The sequence below is a fragment of the Desulforamulus hydrothermalis Lam5 = DSM 18033 genome, from assembly GCF_000315365.1.
GTDB lineage: Bacteria > Bacillota > Desulfotomaculia > Desulfotomaculales > Desulfotomaculaceae > Desulfotomaculum > Desulfotomaculum hydrothermale.
The window spans coordinates 36,263-62,290 of record NZ_CAOS01000009.1 but is presented as its reverse complement, the minus strand read 5'-3'; the positions used below and the strand labels follow the sequence as shown (position 1 = coordinate 62,290).

27 protein-coding genes are annotated in these 26,028 nt (G+C 46.9%); 16 read left to right on the top strand and 11 right to left on the bottom strand.

Going from position 1 to position 26,028, the window contains the following annotated elements; genetic code table 11:
- Nucleotides 1-36: 36 nt before the first annotated feature.
- On the bottom strand, nt 37-477 hold the full coding sequence (locus DESHY_RS06810) for a YaaR family protein (protein WP_008411474.1): 441 nt from the start codon (nt 475-477) through the stop codon (nt 37-39).
- A 224-nt stretch (nt 478-701) separates the two neighbouring features.
- Here DESHY_RS06810 and DESHY_RS06805 point away from each other — a divergent pair, with 224 nt between their 5' ends.
- Nucleotides 702-1,262, top strand: a complete 561-nt coding sequence (locus DESHY_RS06805) for a carbonic anhydrase (RefSeq protein WP_008411472.1) — start codon at nt 702-704, stop codon at nt 1,260-1,262.
- 218 nt (nt 1,263-1,480) lie between these two features.
- Nucleotides 1,481-1,915: a CBS domain-containing protein gene (locus DESHY_RS06800; protein ID WP_008411470.1), complete on the top strand. Its 435-nt coding sequence runs from the start codon at nt 1,481-1,483 to the stop codon at nt 1,913-1,915.
- A gap of 85 nt (nt 1,916-2,000) precedes the next feature.
- Here the strand turns inward: DESHY_RS06800 and DESHY_RS06795 are convergent, their stop codons facing one another.
- Nucleotides 2,001-2,303, bottom strand: coding sequence for a zinc-ribbon domain containing protein (locus DESHY_RS06795; RefSeq protein ID WP_048817958.1), 303 nt, complete (start codon nt 2,301-2,303; stop codon nt 2,001-2,003).
- A gap of 295 nt (nt 2,304-2,598) precedes the next feature.
- Between DESHY_RS06795 and asd the strand changes: the two genes are divergently transcribed.
- Complete coding sequence (gene asd, locus DESHY_RS06790; RefSeq protein WP_008411468.1) at nt 2,599-3,375, top strand: archaetidylserine decarboxylase; 777 nt, start codon at nt 2,599-2,601, stop codon at nt 3,373-3,375.
- Nucleotides 3,376-3,445: 70 nt separating this feature from the next.
- Complete coding sequence (locus DESHY_RS14575; protein WP_235695537.1) at nt 3,446-3,748, top strand: hypothetical protein; 303 nt, start codon at nt 3,446-3,448, stop codon at nt 3,746-3,748.
- Here the strand turns inward: DESHY_RS14575 and DESHY_RS06785 are convergent.
- The 5 genes from DESHY_RS06785 to DESHY_RS06765 form a co-directional block, all read right to left on the bottom strand.
- The gene (locus DESHY_RS06785) at nt 3,711-4,052 is read right to left on the bottom strand and encodes a hypothetical protein (RefSeq protein ID WP_008411465.1); all 342 of its coding nucleotides are present in this window, start codon (nt 4,050-4,052) and stop codon (nt 3,711-3,713) included. The genes DESHY_RS14575 and DESHY_RS06785 overlap by 38 nt on opposite strands.
- A 155-nt stretch (nt 4,053-4,207) precedes the next feature.
- Nucleotides 4,208-5,605, bottom strand: coding sequence for a branched-chain amino acid transporter BcaP (locus DESHY_RS06780; protein WP_008411463.1), 1,398 nt, complete (start codon nt 5,603-5,605; stop codon nt 4,208-4,210).
- A gap of 184 nt (nt 5,606-5,789) precedes the next feature.
- Nucleotides 5,790-8,333, bottom strand: a complete 2,544-nt coding sequence (glgP, locus tag DESHY_RS06775) for an alpha-glucan family phosphorylase (protein ID WP_008411461.1) — start codon at nt 8,331-8,333, stop codon at nt 5,790-5,792.
- 99 nt (nt 8,334-8,432) lie between these two features.
- On the bottom strand, nt 8,433-9,482 hold the full coding sequence (locus DESHY_RS06770; RefSeq protein ID WP_048817957.1) for a metallophosphoesterase: 1,050 nt from the start codon (nt 9,480-9,482) through the stop codon (nt 8,433-8,435).
- Nucleotides 9,483-9,577: 95 nt separating this feature from the next.
- The gene (locus tag DESHY_RS06765) at nt 9,578-10,318 is read right to left on the bottom strand and encodes an AAA family ATPase (RefSeq protein ID WP_008411458.1); all 741 of its coding nucleotides are present in this window, start codon (nt 10,316-10,318) and stop codon (nt 9,578-9,580) included.
- Nucleotides 10,319-10,440: 122 nt separating this feature from the next.
- Between DESHY_RS06765 and DESHY_RS06760 the strand changes: the two genes are divergently transcribed.
- A complete protein-coding gene (locus DESHY_RS06760; RefSeq protein ID WP_274377190.1) occupies nt 10,441-11,199 on the top strand; it encodes a heparan-alpha-glucosaminide N-acetyltransferase in 759 nt (252 codons plus the stop codon).
- 69 nt (nt 11,200-11,268) lie between these two features.
- Here DESHY_RS06760 and DESHY_RS06755 read toward each other — a convergent pair whose 3' ends face one another.
- The 3 genes from DESHY_RS06755 to DESHY_RS06745 form a co-directional block, all read right to left on the bottom strand.
- Nucleotides 11,269-11,649, bottom strand: coding sequence for a DUF2325 domain-containing protein (locus DESHY_RS06755; protein ID WP_008411454.1), 381 nt, complete (start codon nt 11,647-11,649; stop codon nt 11,269-11,271).
- 73 nt (nt 11,650-11,722) lie between these two features.
- Complete coding sequence (locus tag DESHY_RS06750) at nt 11,723-13,243, bottom strand: GGDEF domain-containing protein (RefSeq protein ID WP_008411452.1); 1,521 nt, start codon at nt 13,241-13,243, stop codon at nt 11,723-11,725.
- Nucleotides 13,244-13,279: 36 nt separating this feature from the next.
- Nucleotides 13,280-14,497 (bottom strand): HD-GYP domain-containing protein, encoded by a 1,218-nt coding sequence (locus tag DESHY_RS06745; protein ID WP_008411451.1) that lies wholly within the window; start codon nt 14,495-14,497, stop codon nt 13,280-13,282.
- 150 nt (nt 14,498-14,647) lie between these two features.
- On the opposite strand from DESHY_RS06745, the gene DESHY_RS06740 reads away from it, so the two are divergent.
- The 7 genes from DESHY_RS06740 (at nt 14,648) to DESHY_RS06715 (ending at nt 20,231) form a co-directional block, all read left to right on the top strand.
- The gene (locus DESHY_RS06740; protein ID WP_048817976.1) at nt 14,648-15,058 is read left to right on the top strand and encodes a putative ABC transporter permease; all 411 of its coding nucleotides are present in this window, start codon (nt 14,648-14,650) and stop codon (nt 15,056-15,058) included.
- A 54-nt stretch (nt 15,059-15,112) separates the two neighbouring features.
- Complete coding sequence (locus DESHY_RS14235; RefSeq protein WP_008411447.1) at nt 15,113-15,271, top strand: hypothetical protein; 159 nt, start codon at nt 15,113-15,115, stop codon at nt 15,269-15,271.
- Nucleotides 15,272-15,458: 187 nt separating this feature from the next.
- Complete coding sequence (locus tag DESHY_RS06735) at nt 15,459-16,097, top strand: ABC transporter ATP-binding protein (RefSeq protein WP_008411446.1); 639 nt, start codon at nt 15,459-15,461, stop codon at nt 16,095-16,097.
- A gap of 4 nt (nt 16,098-16,101) precedes the next feature.
- On the top strand, nt 16,102-16,911 hold the full coding sequence (locus tag DESHY_RS06730) for an ABC transporter permease (RefSeq protein WP_008411443.1): 810 nt from the start codon (nt 16,102-16,104) through the stop codon (nt 16,909-16,911).
- Nucleotides 16,912-17,207: 296 nt separating this feature from the next.
- Nucleotides 17,208-17,888, top strand: a complete 681-nt coding sequence (locus DESHY_RS06725) for a TerC family protein (protein WP_008411441.1) — start codon at nt 17,208-17,210, stop codon at nt 17,886-17,888.
- Nucleotides 17,889-17,933: 45 nt separating this feature from the next.
- Nucleotides 17,934-19,208: an ArsB/NhaD family transporter gene (locus tag DESHY_RS06720; RefSeq protein ID WP_008411439.1), complete on the top strand. Its 1,275-nt coding sequence runs from the start codon at nt 17,934-17,936 to the stop codon at nt 19,206-19,208.
- Between the two features lie 237 nt (nt 19,209-19,445).
- A complete protein-coding gene (locus DESHY_RS06715) occupies nt 19,446-20,231 on the top strand; it encodes an undecaprenyl-diphosphate phosphatase (protein ID WP_008411437.1) in 786 nt (261 codons plus the stop codon).
- 136 nt (nt 20,232-20,367) lie between these two features.
- Here DESHY_RS06715 and DESHY_RS06710 read toward each other — a convergent pair whose 3' ends face one another.
- Nucleotides 20,368-21,801 carry an NAD(P)/FAD-dependent oxidoreductase gene (locus DESHY_RS06710; protein WP_008411436.1) on the bottom strand — a complete coding sequence of 478 codons (1,434 nt, stop codon included), beginning with the start codon at nt 21,799-21,801 and terminating at the stop codon, nt 20,368-20,370.
- Nucleotides 21,802-22,012: 211 nt separating this feature from the next.
- On the opposite strand from DESHY_RS06710, the gene rarD reads away from it, so the two are divergent.
- The 4 genes from rarD (at nt 22,013) to DESHY_RS06690 (ending at nt 25,982) form a co-directional block, all read left to right on the top strand.
- Nucleotides 22,013-22,960: an EamA family transporter RarD gene (gene rarD, locus DESHY_RS06705; protein ID WP_008411434.1), complete on the top strand. Its 948-nt coding sequence runs from the start codon at nt 22,013-22,015 to the stop codon at nt 22,958-22,960.
- A 170-nt stretch (nt 22,961-23,130) separates the two neighbouring features.
- Nucleotides 23,131-23,832 (top strand): ATP-binding protein, encoded by a 702-nt coding sequence (locus DESHY_RS06700; protein WP_008411432.1) that lies wholly within the window; start codon nt 23,131-23,133, stop codon nt 23,830-23,832.
- Nucleotides 23,833-23,997: 165 nt separating this feature from the next.
- Complete coding sequence (locus DESHY_RS06695) at nt 23,998-24,666, top strand: response regulator transcription factor (protein ID WP_008411430.1); 669 nt, start codon at nt 23,998-24,000, stop codon at nt 24,664-24,666.
- A complete protein-coding gene (locus DESHY_RS06690) occupies nt 24,663-25,982 on the top strand; it encodes a sensor histidine kinase (RefSeq protein ID WP_008411428.1) in 1,320 nt (439 codons plus the stop codon). The genes DESHY_RS06695 and DESHY_RS06690 overlap by 4 nt, the downstream gene beginning before the upstream one ends.
- The last annotated feature ends 46 nt before the right edge of the window (nt 25,983-26,028 follow it).

The window sequence follows — 26,028 nt, the reverse complement described above, 5'->3', positions numbered from 1 at the left end:
GCAGCAAAATAAAAATACCCCCGCCGGGGGCAGCACCTAACTGAACACATCAATAATCAGGCCGGCAATTCTGTCAACCTCAGCCACAATATCTATGTTGGTTTTCTCCTCACTTAACAGCCGCCTGGTTAACTCATCAACCTCTTTATTTATTATCTCTACCCGGGTGTATACCGTACTGTAATTAACACTGCGGTCATGTCGAAGTTTATGATAGTTTTTTAACACAAAGGTCAGATAATCTTTTATACACTTTTTATATTGTATGATGTTTTCTTCCGTGGCCGCCGATTTCAGCTTATTGCCGGCTGCCCTGATTTTTTCCGCCATCTCCCACAAGTGTTGTTGGGCCTGCTCCCTGGTTTGATTTTCCAGTGTGGCGGCAAAGGATTGGCCGGTTCTGGCCCCTGCGGCAGCGGCAGAAAACTTTTGTTTATTTGGATTTTGTTTATGGCCTAAGATTGTAGTAATTTTCACATTGCCTCACCACCTTACGGGCTACCAAGCATGTAATTCGCCACAACCGTCCAAATTCCTTTAGATATACCGTTTCACTGGTTCTTTTAACAAATTAATTTAATTTTGTTAAATTTAATAAATATTTTTGAAGTTAAACCCAGGCAAGTAATGACAAAAATGTTGGACAATATTAGTTTTTTCTGATAAATTTTTATTAAGTCTAATCAAAGGAGGGGTGACAAATGGCCCAGATTGTTCCTGTTAACACAAGGCAGGATATTTTTCCTCAATACTTGGACACACCTATCGGCAACCTGATTGAGTATCACAATTTTAACAAGCACTTTGAGTCTGACAAAAAATACGAACATGCAGAAATTTTAATTGGTATGTGCATGGATAACCGCAAGCGCCTTAATATTCCCGAAAAGTTTGCCTATGTAATCAGAACCGGGGCAGGGAATTTACGCACCTCGGAATTTAAAGTTTCCTATGCTGTGGCTGTAGGCGGTGTAAGAGCTATCGCTTTAATCGGTCATAACAATTGTGGCATGGCCAATTTAAAGGCCAAAGAACAGAAATTTATTGACGGGTTAGTTGAAGTTGGTTGGGACAGACAGGCTGCCCAGGACCATTTTAATCATTTTGCTCCTATGTTTGAAATTGGCAACGAGTTGGATTTTGTTTTGGCCGAAGCCAAAAGATTGCGCCAGCGATACCCCAGGGTATTGGTGGCTCCCATGATGTATCGGTTAGAAGATAATCGCCTGTACCTATTAAAAGAAGAAACCGGCGAAAGATAATACAGTGCGTACAGCCGGGGTTGCAGATCCTGTTTCATAGTCTAAAGTTATAAAAACTGCAAGGGGTCATCAACCATCGGTAATGTTTGTCGACACGGGACGGGGTTAAAAAACCCTGTCTTTTTTTATTTAAAAAACTTTTGGCAGAATGAAGTAAGCCAAACAAGCAAACTCTATATAAAGAACTAAACCAGACTAAAATTCGGGAGGTATGCCAAATGAAACAACAGCTAAAGGAAATCATGACCCCGCAGGTGGCTACTGTAAGCCCGCAACAAACCGTTCAAGAAGCAGCCCAGCTTATGAGTCAATACAACGTGGGATCAGTCCCGGTAGTGGATAACGGCAGGTGTGTCGGTATTGTGACAGACCGGGATATTGCCCTGCGGGCGGTATCGCAAGGACATAATCCGTCCACCACCAAAGTTCAAACCGTTATGACTGCCGGGGTGGTAACCGGCACCCCCCAGATGGATGTTCATGAAGCTGCCAACTTAATGGCCCAGCGACAAATTCGCCGTTTGCCGGTGGTAGAAAACGGCCGGTTGGCCGGCATTGTGTCGCTGGGCGACCTGGCTACTCAAAACATTTACCAAAATGAAGCCGGCCAGGCTTTATCCAGTATTTCCGAACCGGCTGCCCCGACAATGTAAAAGTTTAAAAAACAAACCCGTACCACCTTTTCCGGTGATACGGGTTACTTTATGCATGATTATTATTTTGCCAAATGCCTAAAGACTAGTAGCGGCCGGTTCTGCTGAAGCAATCACGACAATAAACCGGACGGTCGCCGCTGGGTCGGAAAGGTACTTCAGTTTCTATCCCGCAAGCCGCGCAGGTGGCTGCAAACATTTCGCGTTGGGGCCGGCTGTTCCGGGCAAAGCCGCCCTGGCCGTTGTTTCTTTGCTTACGTGCCGCCCTGCACTGGGGGCAGCGCCCGGGATCGTTGGTAAACCCTTTCTCAGCATAGAACTCCTGTTCAGAAACTGAAAAAGTAAAGTCGTTGCCGCAATCACGGCAGGTGAGAATTTTGTCTTGCATGGTATTATGCCTCCTCAATAATTAAATACGCCCTGTACGGTCTTGGGGAATTCACTTATCGTAACCTCCCCTTACCGACAGAGCAATTGAGAAGGATAAATGAACTTAACCTTTGAACCTCGAGCTTATATTATTTTACCTTGAATTAGATAAAATGTAAAACCCAAAAAGTTATTTTTATAATAATTTTATTTATGGCCATCCTGCAAAAGGCTGCAATCCTCATAAAAAATGTTATAATTAAAAGGTATAGTCATTAAAATGCAAGCATAATAACGGAGAAAGGGACAGTAAAGTGAAGTTATTAAAGAAAGTTGTTGTTCATTCCATCTCCCGCAAGACTTTCGGCAAGGCTTTTGATCTTGCCTGCGGCAGCCGGTTAAGCAGGCTTTTAATTAAACCTTACATTCGCTTATATAAAGTGAACCGGGAAGAAATCCGGCATCCCAGCCAGTATAAAAGCCTGACAGATTTTTTTGTCAGAGATATCTGCCCTTCCCTGCGCCCTATAGCAGCCGGCGCTGACGTGGTTGTCAGCCCGGTGGACGGAAAAATTGTTGATCTGGGGGTTGCCAGTCAAAATAAAATTGTTTTGGCTAAAAACAATACCTACTCTATTCCTGAACTGTTGTCTTTTCAAGATGTAGAAGCTTTTCAAGACGGTTACTATTTAAATATTTATTTAAGCCCGAAAAATTATCACCGCATTCACATGCCCTTTGGGGCTAAAGTTGTTAAGCACCGCTATGTTCCCGGTAAGGTATTCCCGGTTAATAACCTGGGCGTTTCCACCATTAAAGATTTGTTTGCCAAAAACAGGCGAACCTGTACCGTTTTTCAGACTGCCACCGGTCGCAAATTTGCCTTGATTAAAGTGGGGGCCTTGGGTGTCGGCAAGATTGTATCTAATTTTCAAGTGGGCCAGGCAATTAATAAAGGGGACGAAATCGGCAGATTTGAATTTGGCTCTACGGTTATTTTATTATTTGAAAAAAACTGCTTTCTGCCGGATAAACAATTAGCCCCTGGCTTAGAAGTGAAAATGGGGCAAAAAATCGGCATCATTATTTAAGGCAAAACAAGACGGGGTAAACAACACCCCGTCCCAGAGTGTAGACAAACATTATCGGTATCGGTGGTTTATGATCCCCTTTGGCTCCGGTCTACGCACCGACAGCACTATGATTCGCTACAGTCGCCCTTGGGGTCGCCTCAAACGGCCCCTCCTGGCCCGGTTCGGCTGGCGCCCACATCCTGTGGGCGCCCCCCAATGGCTCCTTTCGCTCATCAAGTGCTGTTACCGGCGCTTCGACAAGTCGCCGGCAGGAGATCATAAAACCTCCTCGCTTTGTTTTACAACCTTTGTCTACAGTCTGAGACAGGGTAAACAACACCCCGTCCTGTTATTTATATGGCATCATGCAGCGCTTGCTCTGCCTGAATAATTTGGTTTTTGGTCATGCCCATTTTCAACAGCCTTATTGTAAGTGCTTCGGCCCATAATTGACATTTATCATATATTTTTTTGTATTTTTTTGCTAAATTTTTGTATCTCTTAGCCCGATCCTGGCTGTTGGACATTAGTATGCTCATAATAAAACGTCCCTTGACGGCATCCTCCCGGTTAAGCGAGAGATAATCACTGTTTAAGAACGCCACCACATCCTGGTAATAGGCTTCGAATTCCTCATAGGGTATTTCGGTGTCCATGTTTAAATATTCCTTCATTTGCTCAAAATACTTTTCCATACTCCTCTTCCCCTTCTTGAACAATCTGTAGTTCCACGCTACACCTTTTCTATTTTAAACGATTGTTTGCCTTCTGACCACTGCATTTTAGCCCGGGAAAAAAAATCTAAGATGCTTGTCAGTCAAAAAAACCATGCCTTTACAGAGTAACTAACTTAGTCCTGTTGTGTTCCCTTGGCCAGCAGGCTGTGGCTGCGGCCATACAAAAGGTAAACAACCACTCCGACAGACAGCCAAAGGGCAAACATTTTCCAAGTTGCCGCCGGCAGGCTGAGCATCAGGTAGCCGCAGAAGAAAACAGCCAACAACGGCACCAGGGGAACCGCCGGACAGGTAAAGGCTCTGGGAACATTGGGGTGAGTTTTACGCAAAATTAACACAGCAACCGCCACCAAAACAAAAGCGGTCAGAGTACCTATGTTCACCAGGTGGGCCAACGTACCCAGGGGAACCAGGGCTGCAATGGCAGCACAGGCCAAACCGGTTACCCAGGTGCTGGTGTACGGGGTTTGGTGGATCGGGTGTACTTTGGCAAAAAAGGTGGGCATCAGGCCGTCCCGGCTCATGGCAAAAAATAAACGAACCTGCCCGTACAGCATCACCAGCAAAACGGTTGTCATACCGGTAATTGCACCCAGAGAGATCAACCCGGCAAACCAATCCTGACCAATGGTACTCATGGCAAAAGCCACCGGAGCTGCTACGTTTAACCGGTGGTAGGGAACCATGCCGGTTAAAACGGCAGATACCACAATGTATAAGAGAGTGCAAACCGCCAGGGAACTGATAATACCGATGGGTAAATCACGTTTAGGATTTTTAACTTCTTCAGCCGCCGTCGAAACAGCGTCAAACCCCAGATAAGCAAAGAAAATGGTGGCCGCTCCGGTCATCACGCCGCCAAAACCGAAAGGCATAAAGGGTGTCCAGTTGGCCGGTTTAACATACCACACGCCTACGGCAATAAATACTAAAATAACAGATATTTTTATAAAAACCATAATGTTATTTACCCGGGCGCTTTCCCGAATCCCTTGGGACAGCAGCCAGGTGATTAATAAAATGATTACAAAGGCCGGCAAGTTGAATACGGCACCCGGCGCACTGCCGGGAGACCCGCTTAAAGCCACCGGCAGTTTAAACCCAAAGCCGGCCATCAGGTTCTGGAAGTACCCGGACCAACCAACACCAACTGCCGAAACCGCCAAACCGTATTCTAAAATTAAATCCCAACCGATCAGCCAGGCAACCCCTTCACCCAGGGTAAAATAGCTGTAGGAGTATACACTGCCCGCAATGGGCACGGTGGAAGCAAACTCGGCATAGCACAATGCCGCAAAAACACAGGCCAAACCGGCCACAATAAAGGATAACACCAGCGCCGGCCCTGCGTGTTCCGCCGCCGCGACACCGGTCAGCACAAAAATGCCTGTCCCGATAATAGCTCCAATACCCAACAGGGTTAAATCCAAGGGACCCAGGACCTTTTTCAGTTGTTGTTTTTGGGACGTTAACAGCAGCTCCTCTAATGATTTTTTGCGAAAAATATCCATATTTTCCTCCTACACCGTCAAATATATCGACTTAATTTTATATTTTTCGCCATAGCATGTCAAAATAATTATTAATAAATTGCACAGTATAGGCGGCAAATATTAGACAATCGGCGGTGACCCTCCGCAGGCAGCCGGGTTAAAAAATTTAAGCCCGGGTCCTGCTGTTGCAAGACCCCGGGCTTTAAAAATTGTCGGCCCATTTCACCAGCGGTAATTCAAAGGGATGGGCAAAACAGTCGTCCTTCGGTCTAATACGCAAGGTATACCCGGAAGTGCCACGAATAAGCACAATATTGGTTTCGTATTCATAAACGCTTTCAGCCACTTGACGCTTGAATATTAAAGGCATCAAGGTTACTTGAGCCAGCCCGTGGTCACTGACTTTTCCATAAACTACTTCCACCACGATGTCTCCCGGTCGTATCGGACCCAAGAAAACTTCCGCCAGTATCAATATTTCAGCGTTTTCTTTTAAAAGCGGCGGCTGCTCAACACGGACAGCACGGAATGATATTTGGTGCCAGTTTTCTGTTAAAAACTTTTTCATCTCCTGCACCCGCACCGCTAACCGGTAGCTGTCTGCACTGAAGGCTTCCCCCCGGCCGGCTGCCGGCAGGTAAAAGCGCTGGGTATACTCCTTAACCATGCGCTCGGTGCTAAATTGCCAGGGTATAGTGGCTAAACAATCCTTCATGCGCCGCACCCATTCCCTGGGAACTCCCTCCACCCGCCTGTAATAATAAGGAACAATAACCTGCTCCAACAGGTCAAACAGCGATCTGGCATCTTCCCTGTCCTGCACTTCTTCATTTTCATAGTCCCTAGCCGTACCGACGGCAAAACCGTTCTCCCCGTTGTATGCTTCCGGCCACCAGCCATCCAGTATGCTGCAATTAATAACACCGTTTACCGCTGCTTTCATGCCGCTGGTACCGCTGGCTTCCAGCGGGCGGCGGGGTGTATTTAACCATACATCCACCCCCTGCAGCAAATGGCGGGAAACATTGATATCATAGTCCTCTACAAAAACAATTTTGCCTTTAAAGGGTTCCTCGGCAGAAACCTCATTGATCATTTTAATAAGCTCCTGCCCGGGCTGGTCAGCCGGGTGAGCCTTACCGGCAAAAATGATCTGCACCGGCCGCTCCGGGTTATTTACTAACCGGGCCAGCCGTTCTTTGTCGGTAAATAACAAGTAAGCACGTTTATATGTGGCAAAACGCCTGGCAAAACCGATGGTTAAAACATCTTTGCTCAAATAACCGGCGCACTCACGAATAAGTTCCAAGGGTTGGAAATTCCTGTCCATGCGACGGTAAATATTATTTTGCACAAATTTAATCATGCGGCCTTTTAAAACCTGGTGGGTTTCCCACAACTCTTGATCAGGTATACTGTACACATTTTGCCACCGGTGCGGGTCGGATATATTGCCGGCCCACTCCGGCCCTATATATTTTTCAAATAATTTCCTTATTTCCGGTGCTACCCAGGTTTCTGTGTGAACCCCGTTGGTAATTGCATGAATAGGCATTTCTTCCAATGGAATGCCGGGATATAAATGCGAAAACATTTTTTTCGTGACAACTCCGTGCAATTTGCTGACCCCGTTGGTATATGCCGCATGGTTAAGGGCCAATTTGGTCATGTTAAACCCCTGGCGTCCTTCATCCCATCCCAGAGCCAGCAAGCCGTCCCGATCGGTTTTTAAATCACCGTAAAATTCGCCCAGATAGCGTTCCACCATATCTGCACTGAAAACATCATGGCCCGCCGGTACCGGAGTATGCGTGGTAAATACGGTATTGGAGCGGACTACCTCCCGGGCAGCGGCCAGGGACAACCCGCGCTGGACATATTCCCGCAAACGTTCCAGCACGGTTAAGGCAGCATGCCCTTCATTCATGTGCCAGGCCGTCGGGTAAATACCCAACCGGCGGAGCGCCTTTACCCCACCGATGCCTAGTATAATTTCCTGGCAGATGCGGGTATCCTGGTTACCGCCGTAAAGTTTAGCTGTCAACAACCGGTCTTCCCGGCTGTTTTGGGCTAAATCTGAATCCAGAAAATAAATAACAGTCCTGCCTACCTGCAGCTGCCATACTTTAATATAGACATCCCGCCCGGGCAAACGCACTGAAATGATAACCTCACCGCCCTCAGGAAGAGCAGCGGGGGTAACCGTCATCTCATTAAAATCCATAAAGCAATAATGGGCTTCCTGCCTTCCTTCCCGGTTAATGCGCTGACAAAAATAACCTTGTTTATAAAGTATACCTACCCCTACAAAGGGTAACCCCAAGTCGCTGGCCGATTTGCAGTGATCTCCTGCCAGCAGTCCCAGGCCGCCGCTGTATACCGGGTTGGACTCGTGGACACCAAACTCAGCTGAAAAATAAGCAACCAGTTGACTGGTTTGTTCCGGGTAGGTTTTTTGGTACCAGGTTTCACCCTGCATATACTTATCAAAATCGGCCAAAACACTGCTGTAAATTGCCAAATAGGCCGGATTGGCAGCAGCTTTTTGTAATTTTTCCGTATCTGCATAAAGTAAAAATTTAACAGGGTTATGATTGACTTCCTCCCACAAACGGGCATCCAGCGAGCTGAACAACAGCTCGGCCTGCGGGTGCCAGCTAAACCAGAGATTGCGGGCCAGTTCCTTTAACCTGCAAATTTGCTCCGGCAAATCCGGAATCACCGATACAGTGCGAAAGGAATACATATTCCTCCTCCTTTACCCGCATGATTAAAACATGCTTTATAACTATGAATTTGCCAGGCATTTTAACACAAATAAATAATTATTAATATAATTTATTCGTTAATTTTTCGTGCCGGTAAATGTAATGATAATCTCCACTATTTCTGATCGGGTCCCCAAGCGCACCGGCGGGCCCCATGTACCGTAGCCCGAGGAAACAATAACCTGCAGGTTTTCCTTGGCCAGGTAACCGTAATCCACCTCATAGATCCGCCTGGTAATAAGCTGATTGGGAAAAAATTGTCCCCGATGGGTATGACCCGATAACTGCAGGTCAACCCCGGCCAGCCTTGCTTCCTCCAGATTAACAGGTTGGTGGTCCAATAAAATTATCGGTTTATCTTTAGCTGCGCCAGCCAGCAAACTTGCCAAGGGCTTGCGTTTTTGCGACACATCATCTCTGCCCACCAGACAAACACCGGCAATTTCTACCGCTTCGTCTCTTAAAATAACAATATTGGCTTCTTTAAGGGTTTTGATGATTTCACTTAAGTTGCCGGTATAATATTCGTGGTTGCCCAGTACGCCGAACACACCATATTTAGCTTTAATATGCCGCAGAATTTCTTTTTCTTTTGTCAGCACGCTAATGTCTTTATCATCAAAAATATCTCCGGTCAGCACCACCAGATCTGGGTTTAAGAGGTTAATGCGGCGCACCATTGTTTCTACATAATCCCGAGGTTTAGCACTGTCGATATGAATATCCGACAGCATGACTATGCGCAGCTGACCGGCCGCTTTAGGTATGTTAATATCATACCGCTGCAAGTTAATCTTTTGGGCGCCGGCGGAACCATATAAAATTGCTGTCAAAATAAGCAGGTAACAAGCAGTTATCAAGGGTTTGCTTTTAATCAGCAACCCCAGTACAGCAACCAAGGTGGCATAATAAAAAAACACCAGCCAGTAATTGCCTATTTGTTCCCAGCCTTTGTACAGCCATCTGCTCAGCAGCGGTGAACAGGCTAAAAAAAGAAACACTGCCCAATATGAGGCTTTAAGCCACCCGGCTGTTTTGTCAACTTTTAAAAGATGATATAACTGTTGGCCGATCAGCCAGTTGAAAAAAGTGTAAAGGGTAAGTATTAAGTAAAACCACCAGCGCATAGCATGCCCCTTTTCTGATGCAGAAATATTGTCCTCTGATTGCTTGAATACTTTCGTGCCGGGTACCAAAAAAGGGCGAACTCTCGCTCTTTTGGCTAACCCTCGATATCTTCCGGAAACAGCTTGTCTGTTACACCGCCGGTCATAATACGGGAAGCTGCCCGGCGGTACGCTTTATCAATAATATCTTTGGCATACCGGGTATTACCCAGTTGGGCCAGCTCAGGCTGCCGGGAAATAAAAATGTTGTATAGCTTGGTTGCCGCCTCCGGCGTTAAGGTAAGTTGGTAATCCTCAGCGAATCGCAGCGCCACATCCAGCAATTCTTCCGGCGTATAATCAGGAAACTCCAGCCGGTAACTGATTTTAGCGGATATATCAGCATCACCTAACAGGGCCGACAACTCCTCTTGCGTGCCGGACAGGACAATCATGGTTTCACGGGCGTCTAACATTACTTGTAAAACTTCCTTCCCCAGGTTAGCTATTTCGGTCACCTGGTCAACATAAATAATACCACCCTGAGCTTTTTCTACCAAACCTTTCACCCTTTGCAAGACTTCCTGCCAGGACCGGCCTCGCAAGTCAGATTTGTGCACCCCAAAAAGCTGGTCTTTGCGCAGTATTTGCAGCCGGTATAACATTTCCCCCAGCAAACGTGCCAGCGCAACCTTACCGGTACCGGGGCTGCCAATAAATACAAAATTGACCGGTTGTCCGGCAAGTTCTCCTGCCAAGGCCATGCTGCCTATTTCCTCAACAGCATGCTTAAATTTTACGAGACCCGGCAATTCCTCCAAATCCCTCAGGGTTGCTTCAATAATCGGGTTTACCATGACTTCCTCCTTTCTGTACAGGCCATTGGCATGAAATTTTACAATGTTTTTTCTTTAACTGATATTGTATCCTTTAATTAGACAATACAAAAGCATATTAACATTAAAATTGGAAAAGATTTGTGTGGGTAAAGATTAGTTGCTATCCGAGGTGTTGTTTGTTGAAAAGCCGGTCGTACCGTGCAAGGATATGGGAATTGGATATGCTAAGAGGCATAGCTGTTATGCTAATGGTTTTTTTTCATATTATATATGACTTGCATGAATTTTTTCAGTTCCCTGTTTCTTATGCAGCAGGACCTGTCTACTACATTGGTAAAGCTGCCGCAGTATTATTTATTGGCGTGGCAGGGATCAGTTGTACCCTGAGCCAAAACAACACCAAGCGCGGGCTTAAACTGCTGGGTGGGGGCTTAGGCATTACTTTGGTAACCTCCCTGATCATACCTGGCGCTTATATTGTTTATGGTATTCTTCACTTTTTGGGCAGTGCCGTGCTGCTTTATAATATTATACAGAAAGCGCACCCCGGCCTGTTGTCGGTCTTGGGTACGGCCACCATTGGCACAGGCTTTTACTTACAGCATACCGGCATAACCGGCAATAAATTTTTAATTCCCCTGGGTTTACCGGGGCCGGACTTTACTTCGGTTGATTACTACCCGCTCATACCATGGTTGGGCGTGTTTCTATACGGGATGGCAGCAGGAAAAACCTTATATAAAAAAAAAGCAAGCCTTTTTCCCGCTGCTCCACTACAGCATAACATAATAAATACCTGGGGACGCCATTCCCTGTTCATCTATCTTGTTCACCAGCCTGTTATTTTAACTCTGTTATTGCTCCTTTTTCCCAACCATAATGTTTTTTTCCACAAATAACGCCTAGTTGAAAAAAGCGGTTGTAAACTTCTTGTTCACGGCTTTGTCAGCCTAACAGCCCGCCGGTTGTTAACCCAGTTGGTTAACTGCCTGGATTATGCCCGAAATGCTGGAACTGGACAATATTTTATAAGGCTTGCCTTCCTTTTTGCAGAGTTTTTTGACACTAAGGCAAGCATTATGGCTATTGCAGTCAATGGGACAAAACACTACATCGCATCGTTTAATTTTGTTAATTAAAGCCCTTTCCCCGCCTTTCATGTAGCCGTCCAGATATTCAAACCGACAGCCATGCTGTTCTACAATCTGTTTATAGTGGGCTTTAAATTTGGTTATGCCGCCCACCATTAATATGCGTTTAAAACAACAACATTCGCTGCAGTGACGGGAGCAAGGCGTTGGCCCCATTAACCCTGCATTTTGATTACCCTTTTTTTCTATTGAAGACATGGCCGCTCCTCCTTATTGATAATGATAATCTTTATCATTTATTGGTTATTATACAAGCCGGCCGCATTATCTGTCAACCGGCAGAAGTTTTGGAAGTATCCAGGTTAATAATATTCTCGTTGCCACCGTAGGCTTGAACCCGGTTTCTGCCCCGGGCTTTGGCCCGGTAAAGTGCCAGGTCGGCTTTTTTAAGCAACTCTGGCAGGTCCCGCCCGTCCTCCGGGTAAGCGGCTACCCCGGCACTAACGGTCACTTGCCAGCCGTCCTGCCAATTCAGGTTTGCTACCGCTGCCCTTATTCGTTCCGCCACTTCAAGGGCTACTTGACGGCTTGCCCCCGGTAAAACAAGCACAAATTCTTCCCCGCCGTACCTGGCAACACTGTCACCTTGGCGCAAATGCGCTTTCATGACACTGGCCACCCGAACCAGTACTTGATCGCCGGCCGGGTGCCCAAACTCATCATTAATTTTTTTAAAATGATCAAGGTCGAGCATAACCAGCGCCAGCCGGCTGTTTTTATAATGGGCCAGGATAAATTCTTGACTCGCCACATCGTACAAGGCACGCCGGTTATAAACCTTTGTTAATTCATCCAGCCGGGCCAAATTTTCCATTCGTTCGTATAACCCGGCATTCTTTAAACTGATACCGATTTGCGTAGCTGCCAGCATGATAATTGCCATTTCATCATGGTTAAAATCCTGCAAAGCGGGCGCTTCCAGAATAACCAGACCGGTCGTTTCCCCCTGGACAACCACCGGCACCAGCAGGACAGAGCGCAGATAAAATTTTTTCAAAAAATCATTGGCTAAACGTTTGTCCAGCAGAGTATTTTTAATTACTGCCATTTCCTGCTGCTGTACTAATTGAGTTGTGACAGCCGTTCCTAATTCCAGTTTCCCCGGCAATTCATTCCTGGTTGAGCCCAAAATGATAAAATCTCCCTGACAATTTAACTCTGCAATACTGATATGGTTGTTGGGCCAAATGGATTTTAGCTCTTGCAAAGCCTTTTGTATCACTTCACTTACCCGCAGGGCAGCATTAAAGTGGTGGCTCAAACGGTGGAGAGCCAGCAGGCGCCTGTCCATCTGCCGGTGCTGCTGGGCAAGCCGGGTGCTTAGCACAGATACCAGCAGCAGCCAGATGATCTGCCAACTGTAACTGTCCCAATGACCGCCAAAATACACGGCACCACTGAATAATAGCCCGTTAGCAACCAGCCAGGGCCAGCCTGCTAAGCCAAACCGCATAGCCAGTAAGACAGCATTAACCAAAAACAATCCCAGAAAATGAGGTTGGAAATTCACCATTAAAGAAAGTATGCCCCAGATTAAAACAAAATCCAGGCTGCTGGACAAATATTGCCATCCTTTTACCCCATAGTTGCGGTAATATTTTTCTATCCAGAAACAATATATGACCGCCAGTGCAACCGCTGTTCCCTGTCCAGGGCTGATTGCATTAAATTGCACCAGCAACGTCCATATCAACAGGCCGCTGCCCACCAACACCTTGCGCAGCCTGCCGATAAAAAGCTCCACTTCCAGTTGATTAATGTCCTGCAGGTTAAAATTATGACGGGATAACATAGCAAACTCCTTTTAGGTTGCAAGTGTTTGAACCGTCTACCCAGGGTTGACGTCCCCGGCACACATCATGGCCGGATTATGTTTGACCAGATCGGTAAAAACTTTTACCATTACAGGATCAAATTGGGTGCCCGCTGCCTGCTGCAGTTCCCGGACGGCGGCCGCCACAGGCAAGGCGGCCCGGTAAGACCGCTGCGAGGTCATAGCATCCCAAGCGTCTGCAATACTGACCAAGCGTGCCGTATAGGGTATGGACTCTCCCTTTAGTCCTTCGGGATACCCGCTGCCGTCATAACGTTCGTGATGGTAAAGCACCACATTCAGGGACTCTTTGAGAAAATCTATGGGGGCCAGGATGCGGGCACCGGTGGCAGGGTGTTCCTTAATGGCTTGAAATTCCTCCTGCGACAGACGTCCCGGCTTGTTCAGAATGTATTCGGGTACGCCGATCTTACCAATATCATGCAAAATAGCACCAAAGTGAATATGGGTTAATTCCTCACCGGACAGCCCCAGCCCCTCACCCAGCGCCACTGCATACCTGGCCACATTTCGAGAATGGTTGCGTGTATAGGCATCCTTGGCATCTATGGCCGAGCTTAAGGCAGAAATGCTCTTTAAATAAACGTCTTGCCTGCCATACTCAATTTTCATCCGGGTATTGTCTAAAATAAATGCTGCCTGGCCGGCAAAAGCCAACACCGTTTTACGGTCATGGTCTGTATATTCTATGCAATGATCGTCTTGTCCCTGGTGCCGGTGCATTAAAATAAGCACACCGATTACCGCTTGGTCTACTTGCAGCGGCACTGCCATTAAGGAACGTAAGGCAACATCCCTTTGCTGCAAGGGGCTGAAAGCTGGATGCCGACAGTTTAGCTTCACCACCTGTGAAACAAAACAGGGCTGTACCAGATGAGCATGTCTTTGTAAATAAGCTGTCACCGCATCCGCAAACTCTCCTCTGGCAGCAATCACCTGTAAACGGTCAGAAGTGCGGTGCGCCTGCAAGATTAAGCCTGCTTCGCTACCGGTTATTTTCATGGCCATATCCAGAATAGCTTCTACCGTACCTTCAAAATCACAGGTCTTAATTAAATCCGTCAAAATGCCGTGCAGAAAACTGATTTCCCTAACTTTGCTGCGCAGCAGCTGATTTGTCTGAAGCAGCTCTTGATTTTGCCGTTCCAACTGCTGCATGCGCCAGAGAAGTTCCGAGCGCTTTGGCTGCCGTTTTTTTTTCAGCTTTAACATTGAAATAACGCTCACCTCATGTCATTATGATAATGATTATCATTATCATAAACAAGGTTTGCCTTTTTGTCAACCCCTGGTTATACACCCGTAATTTACCTGGCGCCACTCCGGCATATTCCGGCAGTCAACGCAAATAATAACAGTATGATTATGAAGCGATTTCTTATTTACGGCATGCTGGGATGGTCTATGGAGGTATTATGGACAGGCTTTTTGTCTGCACTGGCCGGGGATTGGCGTTTGACATCCACTACTTATCTCTGGATGTTCCCTATTTACGGCCTGGCGGTACTTCTTGAACCGTTGCATCACAATATCCGTTCGCTTCCCTGGTGGCTGCGGGGTTGTATCTGGGTTGCTGCCATTTGGTTAATTGAGGCTGGCAGCGGGTTTGTCATCAAAACCATTACCGGTAAAATTCCCTGGGACTATACCGGGCAGTCCCCCTGGCAAATAGCGGGGCTGATCCGGCTGGACATGGCGCCGCTGTGGTTTATAGTGGGCTTTTTATTTGAACGGCTGCATGATTTTCTGGTGCATAAGGTTGCGTTACAGTAAAATGCCGTTGCTAAAAGTAACGGCCAGGGTGTTGACAAACATTATCGGTGGTTTATGATCCCCTTTGGCTCCGGTCTACGCACCGACAGCACTATGATTCGCTACAGTCGCCCTTGGGGTCGCCTCAAACGGGCCATCCTGGCCCGGTTCGGCTGGCGCCCACATCCTGTGGGCGCCCCCCCAATGGCTCCTTTCGCTCATCAAGTGCTGTGACCGGTGCTTCGACAAGTCGCCGACAGGGGATCATAAAACCACCTTGACATTGTTTTGCAGACTTTGTCTACAGTCTGGCCGTTGCTAAAAACAACGGCTATTTTATTGCTTGCTCTGAGATTTAAGGTGGATTTATAATTAAAAGCATCAACGTATTGGCTGATGTCGAAGGTTGTGAGGAAGATACATGTTGTTTAACTTTCAAAACATCAACTATACCCTTGGCGGCAACCCGGCCCGCCAAATTAACCTTACCGGTTCATTAGCCGCCGGCAATGTTCTGGTGGTGCGGGGAGCTTCCGGTGCCGGCAAATCAACTTTGCTGAGGGCCTTGGCAAAACTGCAGCCCTGCCACGGTGAGGCATTTTTACTCGGACAGAGTTGGCACCACATACCGCCCCCCGTCTGGCGGATCAAGGTCCACTACCTGGCCCAACAGCCGGCCCTGTTTGACGGCAGCGTGGCCGATAACCTGGCAAAGCCCTTTACCACAAACCTGGGCAGCAAGCATAAATTTGACCCCGACCGGGCAAAAGCTCTGATGCAGGAACTGTTGCTGGATGAAAAGCTATGGCTGCAGGATGCCCAAACACTTTCCGGCGGCGAAGCTGCCCGGGTAGCTTTTATCCGGTCCCTTCTGATCGAGCCCCGGGTTTTATTATTGGATGAACCAACGGCCGCTCTGGACGAAGCGGCCAGAAGTGCTTTTTACAAACTCTTGTCCCGCTGGCTCAGAGAACCAAACCGGGCCGTCCTGCTGGTATCGCACATTAATGATTATCATATTTTGCCAAATGTATCCTTTATCGATATTTCGCCCGCCTAAGGAGATGTCTAAGTTGGAAAGCACCGCCATACCCATTTCCAACCTGCAGCTGGCCTTTTCAGTGCTGCTGGTGCTGATTACCGGGTTAATTTCCGCTCTTTTAAAGCTGGGGCTGCTTAAATCTTTGCTTTGGGGAACCGTTCGTACCTTTGTGCAGCTTACCCTGGTGGGCTATGCCCTGACGTATATTTTTAAAGTCAATAATTTAGGGCTTATTATTGTTATTATCACCCTGATGTGTTATGTTGCTTCCAGAACAGCAGTTAAAAGAACCCCCAACGTGCCCCATTATCCCTCACTGCTGGCTTTTATATCTCTTTTAGCCAGCACTTACCTGGTTGGCACCCTGGTTACAGTTTTGATTATTGCCCCGGACCCCTGGTACTCAGCCAAAATTGTTATTCCCATTTTCGGTATGATTCTTGGCAATTCTATGAACGGCATTGCTCTCTCCCTGGATCGTCTATACGCCGAAGCCAGATCCCGCTCAGCTGAAATTGAAGCTATGTTAACCTTTGGGGCTACCCCCTGGGAGGCTGCGCGCAGCAGCGTGCGGGAGGCACTGCGGGCAGGTATGACACCTACCATTAATTCTTTAATGGTGGTGGGCCTGGTAAGTTTGCCCGGCATGATGACCGGACAGATTCTGGGCGGCGCTGACCCTAATGAGGCTGTGCGTTACCAAATAGTTGTTATGTTGATGATTACCGCCGCTGTCGCTATCGGTTGTTTAATTCTGGTGGGGCTTTCCTATAAAAAATTGTTTAATGAGGACGGGGCTTTGCAACCCTTTCTTCGTCAGAGCAAAAAATAGCACCATTAAACTTGCCAGGGATAAAAATGTACAAGTAAACATTGACAGGAAGCATATACAAGATTATTATTAAGGTAACAATATTTTCTTTTTAAAGGGGAGTAGCTTTTACAACAAAGTCGTCATGACGGGCTCCGGCTCCGGCTTTGTTGGCAACGCTTAAGTTGTTAGCAAGACCTTTACCCTGCTGGTAAAGGTCTTTTTTATTGCACAAGCAACCTTTACCAGCAAATGGTACAGGTTGCTGCTCTTTTTTTAGGAAACAATAGTTTTATACAAGAAGGAGGAATACGTTTATGGAAGTGTTTTCAGTAGAATTTTTTTCTGCTCTGCTGGCCATCATTATTATTGATTTAGTATTAGCCGGCGACAATGCCATTGTAATCGGCCTGGCCGCCAGGAATTTACCTGCCGAGCACCAAAAACAAGTTATTGTTTGGGGAACCGTGGGGGCTGTGGTGGTGCGTGCAGTGGCTACCCTGGCAGTGGTATGGCTGTTGAAAATCCCCGGTCTGTTGCTGGTCGGCGGCATCCTGCTTATTTGGATAGCTTATAAACTCTTAATTGAAGAAAAAAACCACGAGCATATGAAAGCACATGACAATCGCTGGGCCGCCATTCGCACCATAATTATTGCAGATGCCGTGATGGGATTGGATAACGTGCTGGCGGTGGCGGGTTCAGCCCACGGCAGTTTCTTACTGGTCGTCCTTGGCTTGCTCATCAGTGTGCCTATTATGGTTTGGGGCAGTACTTTTATTATTAAATGGATGGAACGTTTCCCTTTTATCATTTATATCGGCTCCGGCGTTATTGCTCTGACCGCTGCCAAAATGATTATTGACGAACCTTTTTTGAAAGTCTTTTTCGCCGCTTATCCCTTGCTCAAGTATGTCTTAATAACGGTTATTGTAGGCGGTGTTTTGCTGGCAGGAAAAGCTAAGAAACAGAAAAACTTATCATGCCGGCAATCCTAATTACTATGGTAAATTATCCAATAAGTGCTATTCAATGAGGTCATAATGGACAATAAATTTATCCTTTCAAGCATTATCTTTATTCTTACTTATGCCTTAATTGTTTCGGAAAAAATTAATCGTACAGTGGTAGCACTGGCCGGAGCAGTGGTGGTTTTGTTTGCCGGCTTAGTTACCCAGGATAAAGCAGTTGAATATATTGATTGGAACACCATCGGCCTGCTGGTGGGTATGATGATTATTGTCGGCATCACCCGCCGCACCGGTGTCTTTGAATACCTGGCCCTTAAGTCGGCCATCAAAGCGAAAGGCGACCCGATGACCATTCTTATATTTTTGTCCGTCATTACAGCTGTAGCTTCAGCCTTTTTGGACAATGTGACAGCTGTCCTGCTGGTGGTACCGGTAACCTTTTCTATTTGCAAAGAACTGCAAATTAACCCGATTCCTTTTATTATTACGGAAATCCTGGCCTGCAACATTGGCGGCACCGCCACCCTCATTGGTGATCCGCCTAATATTATGATTAGCGGCCCGGCCGGCATATCTTTTATGGAATTTATTTATAACCTGGGTCCCATAGCGGTAGTTGTATTTATTGTCACGGTGGCCATACTGCGAATCATTTACCGTAAAGATTTACAAGCAGACCATGAACTGATGGAAAAAATAACCCAACTTAACCCGGCAGAACAAATTAAAGATAAAAAACTGTTAACTAAGTGCTTATGGGCATTGGGGCTTACCATTTTAGGTTTTGGACTGCATGCCCTGATTCATCTGCCCACTGCCACCATTGCTCTGGGCGGCGCCGTACTGTTAATGCTGATGACCAGAGAAGAACCGGAACATGTGCTGGAAAGCGTAGAGTGGCCCACTATTTTTTTCTTTGTAGGCTTGTTTGTGCTGGTTGGCGCCCTGGAAGAAAACGGGGTTATTCACTGGGTGGCAGAAAGTGCTTTGCATTTGACCGGCGGGGAGATCGTTACCACCGGGTTGTTAATCCTCTGGCTGTCTGCCCTGGCATCCACCTTTGTGGACAATATACCCTTTGTGGCCACCATGATTCCTTTATTGCTGCAGATGGGGCAAATGGGCGGTATTGCTGACTTAAATCCTCTCTGGTGGTCCCTCGCCCTGGGGGCCTGCCTGGGTGGCAACGGTTCTCTGGTAGGAGCTGCCGCCAATGTTATTGTGGCCGGTATGGTGGAAAAAAGAGGGTATCACCTGGGTTTTTTATCTTTTATGAAAATTGCTTTTCCGTTGATGCTTTTGTCAATAATCATGGCTACCGTTTATCTGCTGCTGTTTATTTACTAGAGCTGTTACCAACCTTTGCGGTGGTTTGTGCCCCTTGACAGCGGATCATAAACCACCGCCGTCATTTGCAGCCAACCTTGGTTTTGCCAAGCAGGACACAAATTCTAATTAACTATTGTAAGTCAAACTTTGTGCCCGCTTTTCTTCCGTTGCAAAAGCGCTGCTTTTTCTCCCCTGCAGATAAAATCTTTGTTATAATAAACATATTGTTTCAATTTATTGTTTGAGAGGTGAATTATGGAAGATATTCTTAAAGCATTAGTGCTTGGCACTATCCAAGGGTTAACTGAATTCTTGCCCATCAGCAGCACCGGGCATTTATTGTTGGGCAGAAAACTTTTAGGTTTATCAGAAGCCGGGTTATTTCTGGATACCATGCTCCACCTGGGAACTTTGCTGGCGGTGGTGGCAGTTTTTTGGCAGGATATTGTATATATGCTGAAACGCCCCTTCAGCCGGCTTAGTTTATTAATTATAGTCGGAACCATTCCTACCGCCGTTATTGGACTGGCCTTTGAAGATTTTTTTGAAGAGATTTCCAAAACCGGTGTTACAGTGGGATGGGAGTTTTTAGCTACCGGTTTGATTCTTTGGGCGGCTGATAACATAAAGAAAAGAGGCAGTAAAAGCATAGATGAGATTTCCTTTAAAGATGCCTTTATTGTCGGTACCCTGCAAGGGGCAGCCATTTTACCCGCCATTTCTCGCTCCGGCTTAACAATTGCCGGTGCCTTGTTCCAAGGTATTAATAAGCAAGCCGCCGCTCGTTTTTCATTTCTGCTTTCTTTGCCGGCCATTCTGGGCGCAGTGGTACTGCAAAGCGTCAAGCTGGTGGGCGGACATGCCGAATCCATTGGCCTGCTCCCCCTGCTGGCGGGAACCGTTGCAGCCGCCCTTGCCGGTTATGTAGCTGTTAAATGGATGCTGGCCATTATCCAGCGCGGCTCTCTGAAAGTATTTTCCATCTATGTTTGGCTTTTAGGTATCGGCGTTCTTACGGCACAGCTGCTGGGCAAATTTTAATTGAGTAGGAGGGAGCGATTAACTCCCGTATAGATAACGCCCATGCCGGGCGCACCAACTAAAAGCCCGCACCTTTTCAGGTACGGGCTTGCTGTTTTTCGATCTTGTTTTTAGCCTTTATCGTCAGTTTGAATAATTAACCTATTTTTTCAATAATATCTCTGGCAATGGCCACCCCACAGGCACCGGCCTGAGCCAGTCCCCGGGTAATGCCTGCCCCGTCACCGCCGGCGTACAAACCGGCAATTTCGGTTTCAAATTTATCCGTCAGCCTGGGACGGGCTGAGTAGAATTTAGCCTCAACGCCGTAAAGCAAGGTGTGTTCTGAAGCAATACCCGGTGTTACCTTGTCCAGGGCTTCAATCATCTCCATAATACTTTTCAGGGTATTGTAAGGCAACACTAAACTGAGGTCCCCCGGCTCAGCCTCTTTAAGAGTCGGTTCCACAAAACCAACCCGTATGCGTTTGTGGGTTGAACGGCAACCTTTTTTCAGATCACCGTACCGCTGCACCAATACGCTGCCGTTGGATAAATCGTTAGCCAGGCGGGAGATGGATTTAGCATACTCAATAGGCTTGTTAAACGGATAAGAAAACTTATGTGAAACCAGCAGGGCAAAATTAGTATTATTACTGCCCAGGTTTTTGTCCTTGTAGGCGTGCCCGTTAGCCAGCATAACACCGCTGTGGTTTTCAATTACCACATACCCCGCAGGGTTGCTGCAAAAAGTTCTTACTGTAGTGCCAACCGAAGTACGGAAAATAAATTTTCCTTCATACAGGTTTTCGTTAATCTCCTCCATAACGGCATTAAGGGTTTCCACCCGTACCCCTACATCAACCTGGTTAGAATCCATTGTTAAACCGTGTTTTTTCAATACTCCGGAAAGCCATTCGGAACCGTCCCGCCCGGGAACCACCACAATTTTGCGGGCAAAATAGGTTTCTCCTTCTTTAGTAACCACACCTTTAATTATATGTTTATCTTGAGCAGGGTCGGTAAGCAGGTCTTCCACCTCTGTTTCAAACAGCATGTGGACACGGTTTTTTAAGAACTCGTAAATACTCTTAAGAATTTCTAAGTTTTGTTCAGTTCCCAAATGCCTTACCCTGGCCCGCAGTAATTTAAGACCTGCACCCAGACCACGTTTTTCTATATCTTTAACTGCCGGCGTTGAGGGATCGGTGGCTGACGAAACAGCACCATGCTTAATGTTTATGGCATCAACATAGTTAATCAATTCCAGAACCTCAGAAGGAGGCAGGTAATCTGTTAACCATCCGCCAAATTCGGTAGTTATGTTAAACTTGCCGTCCGAATAAGCCCCGGCACCGCCAAAACCGTTGGTAATGGAACAAGCCGGCAAGCAACCGGCGTATTCCTTCTTTTGCGTAGGTGGCGGGCATTTAATAATGGCTTTTTGCAAAATAGGACAAAGTCGCTGGTAAATATTCCTTCCTTTTTCTATCAGCAATACTTTTAAGTGAGGCGCTTTCACTGCCAATTCGTAACAGGTAAATATCCCTGCCGGCCCGGCGCCTACCACAATAACATCATATTGTTTCACAAATCGCACCCCCTGCCATTTCTGCAAACAGATACATTATCAACCAAAGCCCATATTTTTGCAATGGCAAATATTTTGATTTTGCCAAAATTTTAGCTAAACCGCCTGGTAATAGCTTGTATTATTGTCTTTTATTCCGCAGCACCTATTGCTTTTCCTTTAGAATACTTCTACAATAAGCTTATTCTTTCAAAATAATGAGGTAAAGGATATGAAGAAAATACAACCTGCCAAAAACCGGCAAGGCATTGCCTTTGCTCTGGGAGCCTATCTGCTGTGGGGTATCCTGCCGGCTTACTGGAAACTGGTGCAGCATGTTCCCTCCTCCGAGGTGCTGGCACACCGCATTGTCTGGTCTTTTATTTTCATGCTGGCTATTTTGTTGGCTGGAAGTAAATGGCGGGCCTTTAGAGAAGAACTGGCGGAAATCAAAAAAAATCACAAAAAATGCCTGGGGGTCATCACAGCTTCATTGCTAATTACTGTCAACTGGTTCATTTATATCTGGGCAGTTAACAGCGACCGCATTATTGAAACCAGCCTGGGTTATTATATTAACCCTTTGGTAAGTGTTTTGCTGGGTATTCTGGTACTAAAGGAAAGGTTATCTTTTTGGCAGACTGTTTCCTTTTTCTTGGCTCTGCTGGGCGTGCTTAACATGACTTTTCACTTTGGCGCCGTTCCCTGGGTAGCTTTGACGCTGGCAATAAGTTTTGCCCTCTACGGTTTAATCAAAAAAGTTATTAATGTCGGTGCCATTACCGGCATTACTGTTGAAACCATGTTGATCTCTCCCTTTACTCTGTTGTACCTAATTCACTTGCATCTGACCGGTACCGGTTCCTTTCGGTTTAGCTCGCCCGGGTTGGCTGCTCTTTTGGTCGGGGCCGGTATTGTTACTGCCCTGCCGTTAATTTTATTTGCCAAGGGCGCTAATCGTTTACCTTTAAGTATTTTAGGCTTTTTGCAGTATCTTGCCCCCACCATCGCACTGCTGCTGGGTGTGTTGATTTATCACGAATCCTTTACCAGGGTGCATCTGATTTCCTTCTCGTTCATCTGGGCGGCTTTGCTGATTTTTTCTCTGTCTAAAACCGGCCCTCTGGTTCGCCTGGAAACCCTGCTGCCAAAAAGAACTGTCAGGAAAAGAACGGTTTAATCCAACCAAGTCCGGCCTGCCCGCACATGTGGCAGGCCGGACTGATTCTTTGGACTAACCGGGGAAAATCACAGCAGCAGAGTGACATATGTTACAGTCCTTTCTTCCACTATTATTTATAATACGAATTAATCAAAATAATTATTGATACAACACAAGGAGGTAACACCATGAAGCGCAAAATAATTCAAATAGATCAAGACAAATGTATTGGCTGCGGCCTTTGTGCCAATGCCTGCATGCAGGGGGCCATCCAAGTAATTGACGGCAAAGCCACCCTGGTCTCTGAAGACTATTGTGACGGTTTGGGCATGTGCCTGCCCCAGTGCCCGGTAGATGCCATCCGGCTGGTGGAAAAGGAAGCCGCTGCTTTTAATCCTGCCCGCTCCAACATTAAACTAAAAGCTGCCGCTGCCTCCACCGGCCACACTTGCGGTTGCCCCTCGGCTCAGGCCAGGGTCATCAACCATACGGCAGCAGAAGAACCGGCTGCCCGGGACAGCCAGCCTTCTCGGCTGCGTCAATGGCCCATTCAGTTGCATTTGCTGAACCCGGCTGCCCCTTACTTCCAAAACGCCAACTTGCTGCTCTGTGCCGATTGTGTTATGGCAGCCTACGGTGATTTTCAGGAAAAATTACTAAAAAACCGTACTTTAGCCATTGCTTGCCCCAAGTTGGATAATACCCAGGGCTATGTGGAAAAATTAGCCCGGATTTTCTCGCTGCATGAGATCAAAACCATTGTGGTGGCCCGCATGGAAGTACCCTGCTGCGGCGGCCTGACCGGTATCTTAAAACAAGCCCTGCAGTTGTCCGGAAAGGACATCCCGGTCCGGGAAGTGGTAATAACTGTTGATGGACAGGTAAAATAAACTGAATAAATGCGGGTGTGACATTAGGCGCTGTTACCGGTGCTTTCAGCCAACCCGCAAACTTTGTTAAGTCTGACCGGACTCAGCCATGAGTCCGGTCAGACTTATTTTGTCAACAATTTTTTTGTTATAATTAAGTCAGAATAAATTGAGAGGGCTGACAACATGTACCGTATTTTTTTGGTAGAGGATGAGGAAAATCTTAATCAAATTTTAACTTCTTACCTGGCCAAGGAAGGCTGGGACATTCGTAGTTTCACCGCCGGCCTGCCTGCCCTGGAAGCAATGAGCCTTAAACCTCATTTGTGGATTCTGGATATTATGCTGCCGGATATGGACGGTTATCAGCTGTTGCGCCGCATAAAAGAAGCAGCTCCTGACACCCCTGTCATTTTTATTTCGGCCCGGGATGCCCACATTGACCGCATCATGGGTTTGGAAATGGGCAGTGAAGATTATCTGGCAAAACCTTTTTTGCCCCGGGAACTGGTTATTCGTGTGCAGCGAATATTGGAACGAATTTACCCCCAGGCCAAAAATAAACAATTACTGGTTTATCTGGATCCGTACATTTTGGATGAAGCTAAACGCGAACTGCGTAAAGGGCAAGAAATTATTAACCTGACCGCTAAGGAATATGACCTGGCCTTATTATTTGCCAAATACCAGGGACAGGCTTTATCCAGGGAACAAATTATCCGCCAGGTATGGGGCAAAGATTATGTAGGCACTGACCGCTCGGTTGATGATCTGGTGCGCCGGTTAAGAAAAAAAGCACCTGAACTGCGCATTGAGACCATTTATGGCTTTGGTTACAGGATGATTATGCCATGAAAAACATATCACTTACCGTTAAAATTTGGCTTGCCATGTCCCTGGTCAGTCTTTTATTGTATGTGGTGGTATTTCTGTGGATGCCAATCTTCTTACATAATTTCTTCACAGCCACCCTGATGGACCCGCACGGTCCACCGCCCCAGGAACTGCCACGCGGGCCATTGAAGCCGCCGGAATTAAACATTCGCAGCTTCATCATCCTGGCTGACGGCTCCACCCTCCCGGCCGGTCTCCCGCAAGCATTGCCGCCGGCCCTGTGGCAGGAAATACAGGAAAATGCCACATGCCAACCGGCAGCCAGGCAAGTGTATGAGAGCCGGAACACCGACCTGCCTGTTCGTTACGTTATTCGCAAGGACATGGCTTACGGCCACCCTCTTTATCAGGTGGCATTTTTACGAAAATCGGAAGAAGACCGCTTTATGAAGGCTTTTTTCTTTAATATATTGCCCTATACCTTTATTGCCTTAATGATCAGTTGGTTTGCTTCTCTCGTACTGGTACGCTACTTAACCCGCCCCCTGGTACAAATGCAGCAGCATGTTAAGCGCATTGCCAACCGCAACTGGCATGAACCCCTGGTGGTTCAGCAGGGCGATGAGATCGGCAAACTGGCCGCTTCCATCGAAAGCATGCGGCAGCAGCTGGTACAACAGGATGAAGCCCAGCAATCCATGCTGCAAAATATTTCCCATGAGCTAAAAACACCCGTTATGGTTATCCGCAGTTATGTCCAGGCCATGCAGGACGGGGTATTTCCCAAAGGTGATTGGGCCGGCAGTATGCAGGTTATTAAAGAAGAAAGCGAACGGCTGGAAAAGCTGGTCAAACAATTGCTGTACTTGACCCGGCTGGATTATCTGGCTGCCAGAAACCCGAAAGAACAGCAGGTGTGGTTAAACGAACTGGCTGCCGGTGTTGCCCGGCGCTTGATGCCACAACGTCCGGAAATAAACTGGCAGCTGGAGTTGCAGCCGACCGCCCTGGCGGGCGACCCGGACACCCTGCGGGTAATGCTTGAAAATCTGCTGGACAATCACCTGCGCTATGCCGTATCGCAAGTTGTGGTAAAACTGACCGGCGACCGTGCCGACAAAACTATTGCCTGTACCATATGGAATGACGGACCTCATATTGAACCTCATCTGCTCGAGTTAATCCAACAACCTTTTCAAAAGGGGCATAACGGTAAATTCGGCCTGGGCCTGGCCATAGTACAGCGCATTGTTAAACTTTATCAAGGTCAATTCAGCATCGGCAATCAAGCCGACGGAGTTGTTTCCATCCTGCGGTTCCCCACCTCGAAGCGATAATATTAATTACATTTTTAGCAGTCAGTAAAAAGGCCTGCCGCCGTAA

Excerpts from the sequence above, each read along its gene's own strand:
- DESHY_RS06805 (WP_008411472.1), top strand. The coding sequence starts at position 702 with ATGGCCCAGATTGTTCCTGTTAACACAAGGCAGGATATTTTTCCTCAA.
- DESHY_RS06800 (WP_008411470.1), top strand. The coding sequence starts at position 1,481 with ATGAAACAACAGCTAAAGGAAATCATGACCCCGCAGGTGGCTACTGTA.
- DESHY_RS06795 (WP_048817958.1), bottom strand. The coding sequence starts at position 2,303 with ATGCAAGACAAAATTCTCACCTGCCGTGATTGCGGCAACGACTTTACT.
- DESHY_RS14575 (WP_235695537.1), top strand. The coding sequence starts at position 3,446 with ATGATCCCCTTTGGCTCCGGTCTACGCACCGACAGCACTATGATTCGC.
- DESHY_RS06785 (WP_008411465.1), bottom strand. The coding sequence starts at position 4,052 with ATGGAAAAGTATTTTGAGCAAATGAAGGAATATTTAAACATGGACACC.
- DESHY_RS06780 (WP_008411463.1), bottom strand. The coding sequence starts at position 5,605 with ATGGATATTTTTCGCAAAAAATCATTAGAGGAGCTGCTGTTAACGTCC.
- glgP (WP_008411461.1), bottom strand. The coding sequence starts at position 8,333 with ATGTATTCCTTTCGCACTGTATCGGTGATTCCGGATTTGCCGGAGCAA.
- DESHY_RS06770 (WP_048817957.1), bottom strand. The coding sequence starts at position 9,482 with ATGCGCTGGTGGTTTTACTTAATACTTACCCTTTACACTTTTTTCAAC.
- DESHY_RS06765 (WP_008411458.1), bottom strand. The coding sequence starts at position 10,318 with ATGGTAAACCCGATTATTGAAGCAACCCTGAGGGATTTGGAGGAATTG.
- DESHY_RS06755 (WP_008411454.1), bottom strand. The coding sequence starts at position 11,649 with ATGTCTTCAATAGAAAAAAAGGGTAATCAAAATGCAGGGTTAATGGGG.
- DESHY_RS06750 (WP_008411452.1), bottom strand. The coding sequence starts at position 13,243 with ATGTTATCCCGTCATAATTTTAACCTGCAGGACATTAATCAACTGGAA.
- DESHY_RS06745 (WP_008411451.1), bottom strand. The coding sequence starts at position 14,497 with ATGTTAAAGCTGAAAAAAAAACGGCAGCCAAAGCGCTCGGAACTTCTC.
- DESHY_RS14235 (WP_008411447.1), top strand. The coding sequence starts at position 15,113 with ATGATCCCCTTTGGCTCCGGTCTACGCACCGACAGCACTATGATTCGC.
- DESHY_RS06735 (WP_008411446.1), top strand. The coding sequence starts at position 15,459 with ATGTTGTTTAACTTTCAAAACATCAACTATACCCTTGGCGGCAACCCG.
- DESHY_RS06730 (WP_008411443.1), top strand. The coding sequence starts at position 16,102 with ATGTCTAAGTTGGAAAGCACCGCCATACCCATTTCCAACCTGCAGCTG.
- DESHY_RS06725 (WP_008411441.1), top strand. The coding sequence starts at position 17,208 with ATGGAAGTGTTTTCAGTAGAATTTTTTTCTGCTCTGCTGGCCATCATT.
- DESHY_RS06720 (WP_008411439.1), top strand. The coding sequence starts at position 17,934 with ATGGACAATAAATTTATCCTTTCAAGCATTATCTTTATTCTTACTTAT.
- DESHY_RS06715 (WP_008411437.1), top strand. The coding sequence starts at position 19,446 with ATGGAAGATATTCTTAAAGCATTAGTGCTTGGCACTATCCAAGGGTTA.
- rarD (WP_008411434.1), top strand. The coding sequence starts at position 22,013 with ATGAAGAAAATACAACCTGCCAAAAACCGGCAAGGCATTGCCTTTGCT.
- DESHY_RS06700 (WP_008411432.1), top strand. The coding sequence starts at position 23,131 with ATGAAGCGCAAAATAATTCAAATAGATCAAGACAAATGTATTGGCTGC.
- DESHY_RS06695 (WP_008411430.1), top strand. The coding sequence starts at position 23,998 with ATGTACCGTATTTTTTTGGTAGAGGATGAGGAAAATCTTAATCAAATT.
- DESHY_RS06690 (WP_008411428.1), top strand. The coding sequence starts at position 24,663 with ATGAAAAACATATCACTTACCGTTAAAATTTGGCTTGCCATGTCCCTG.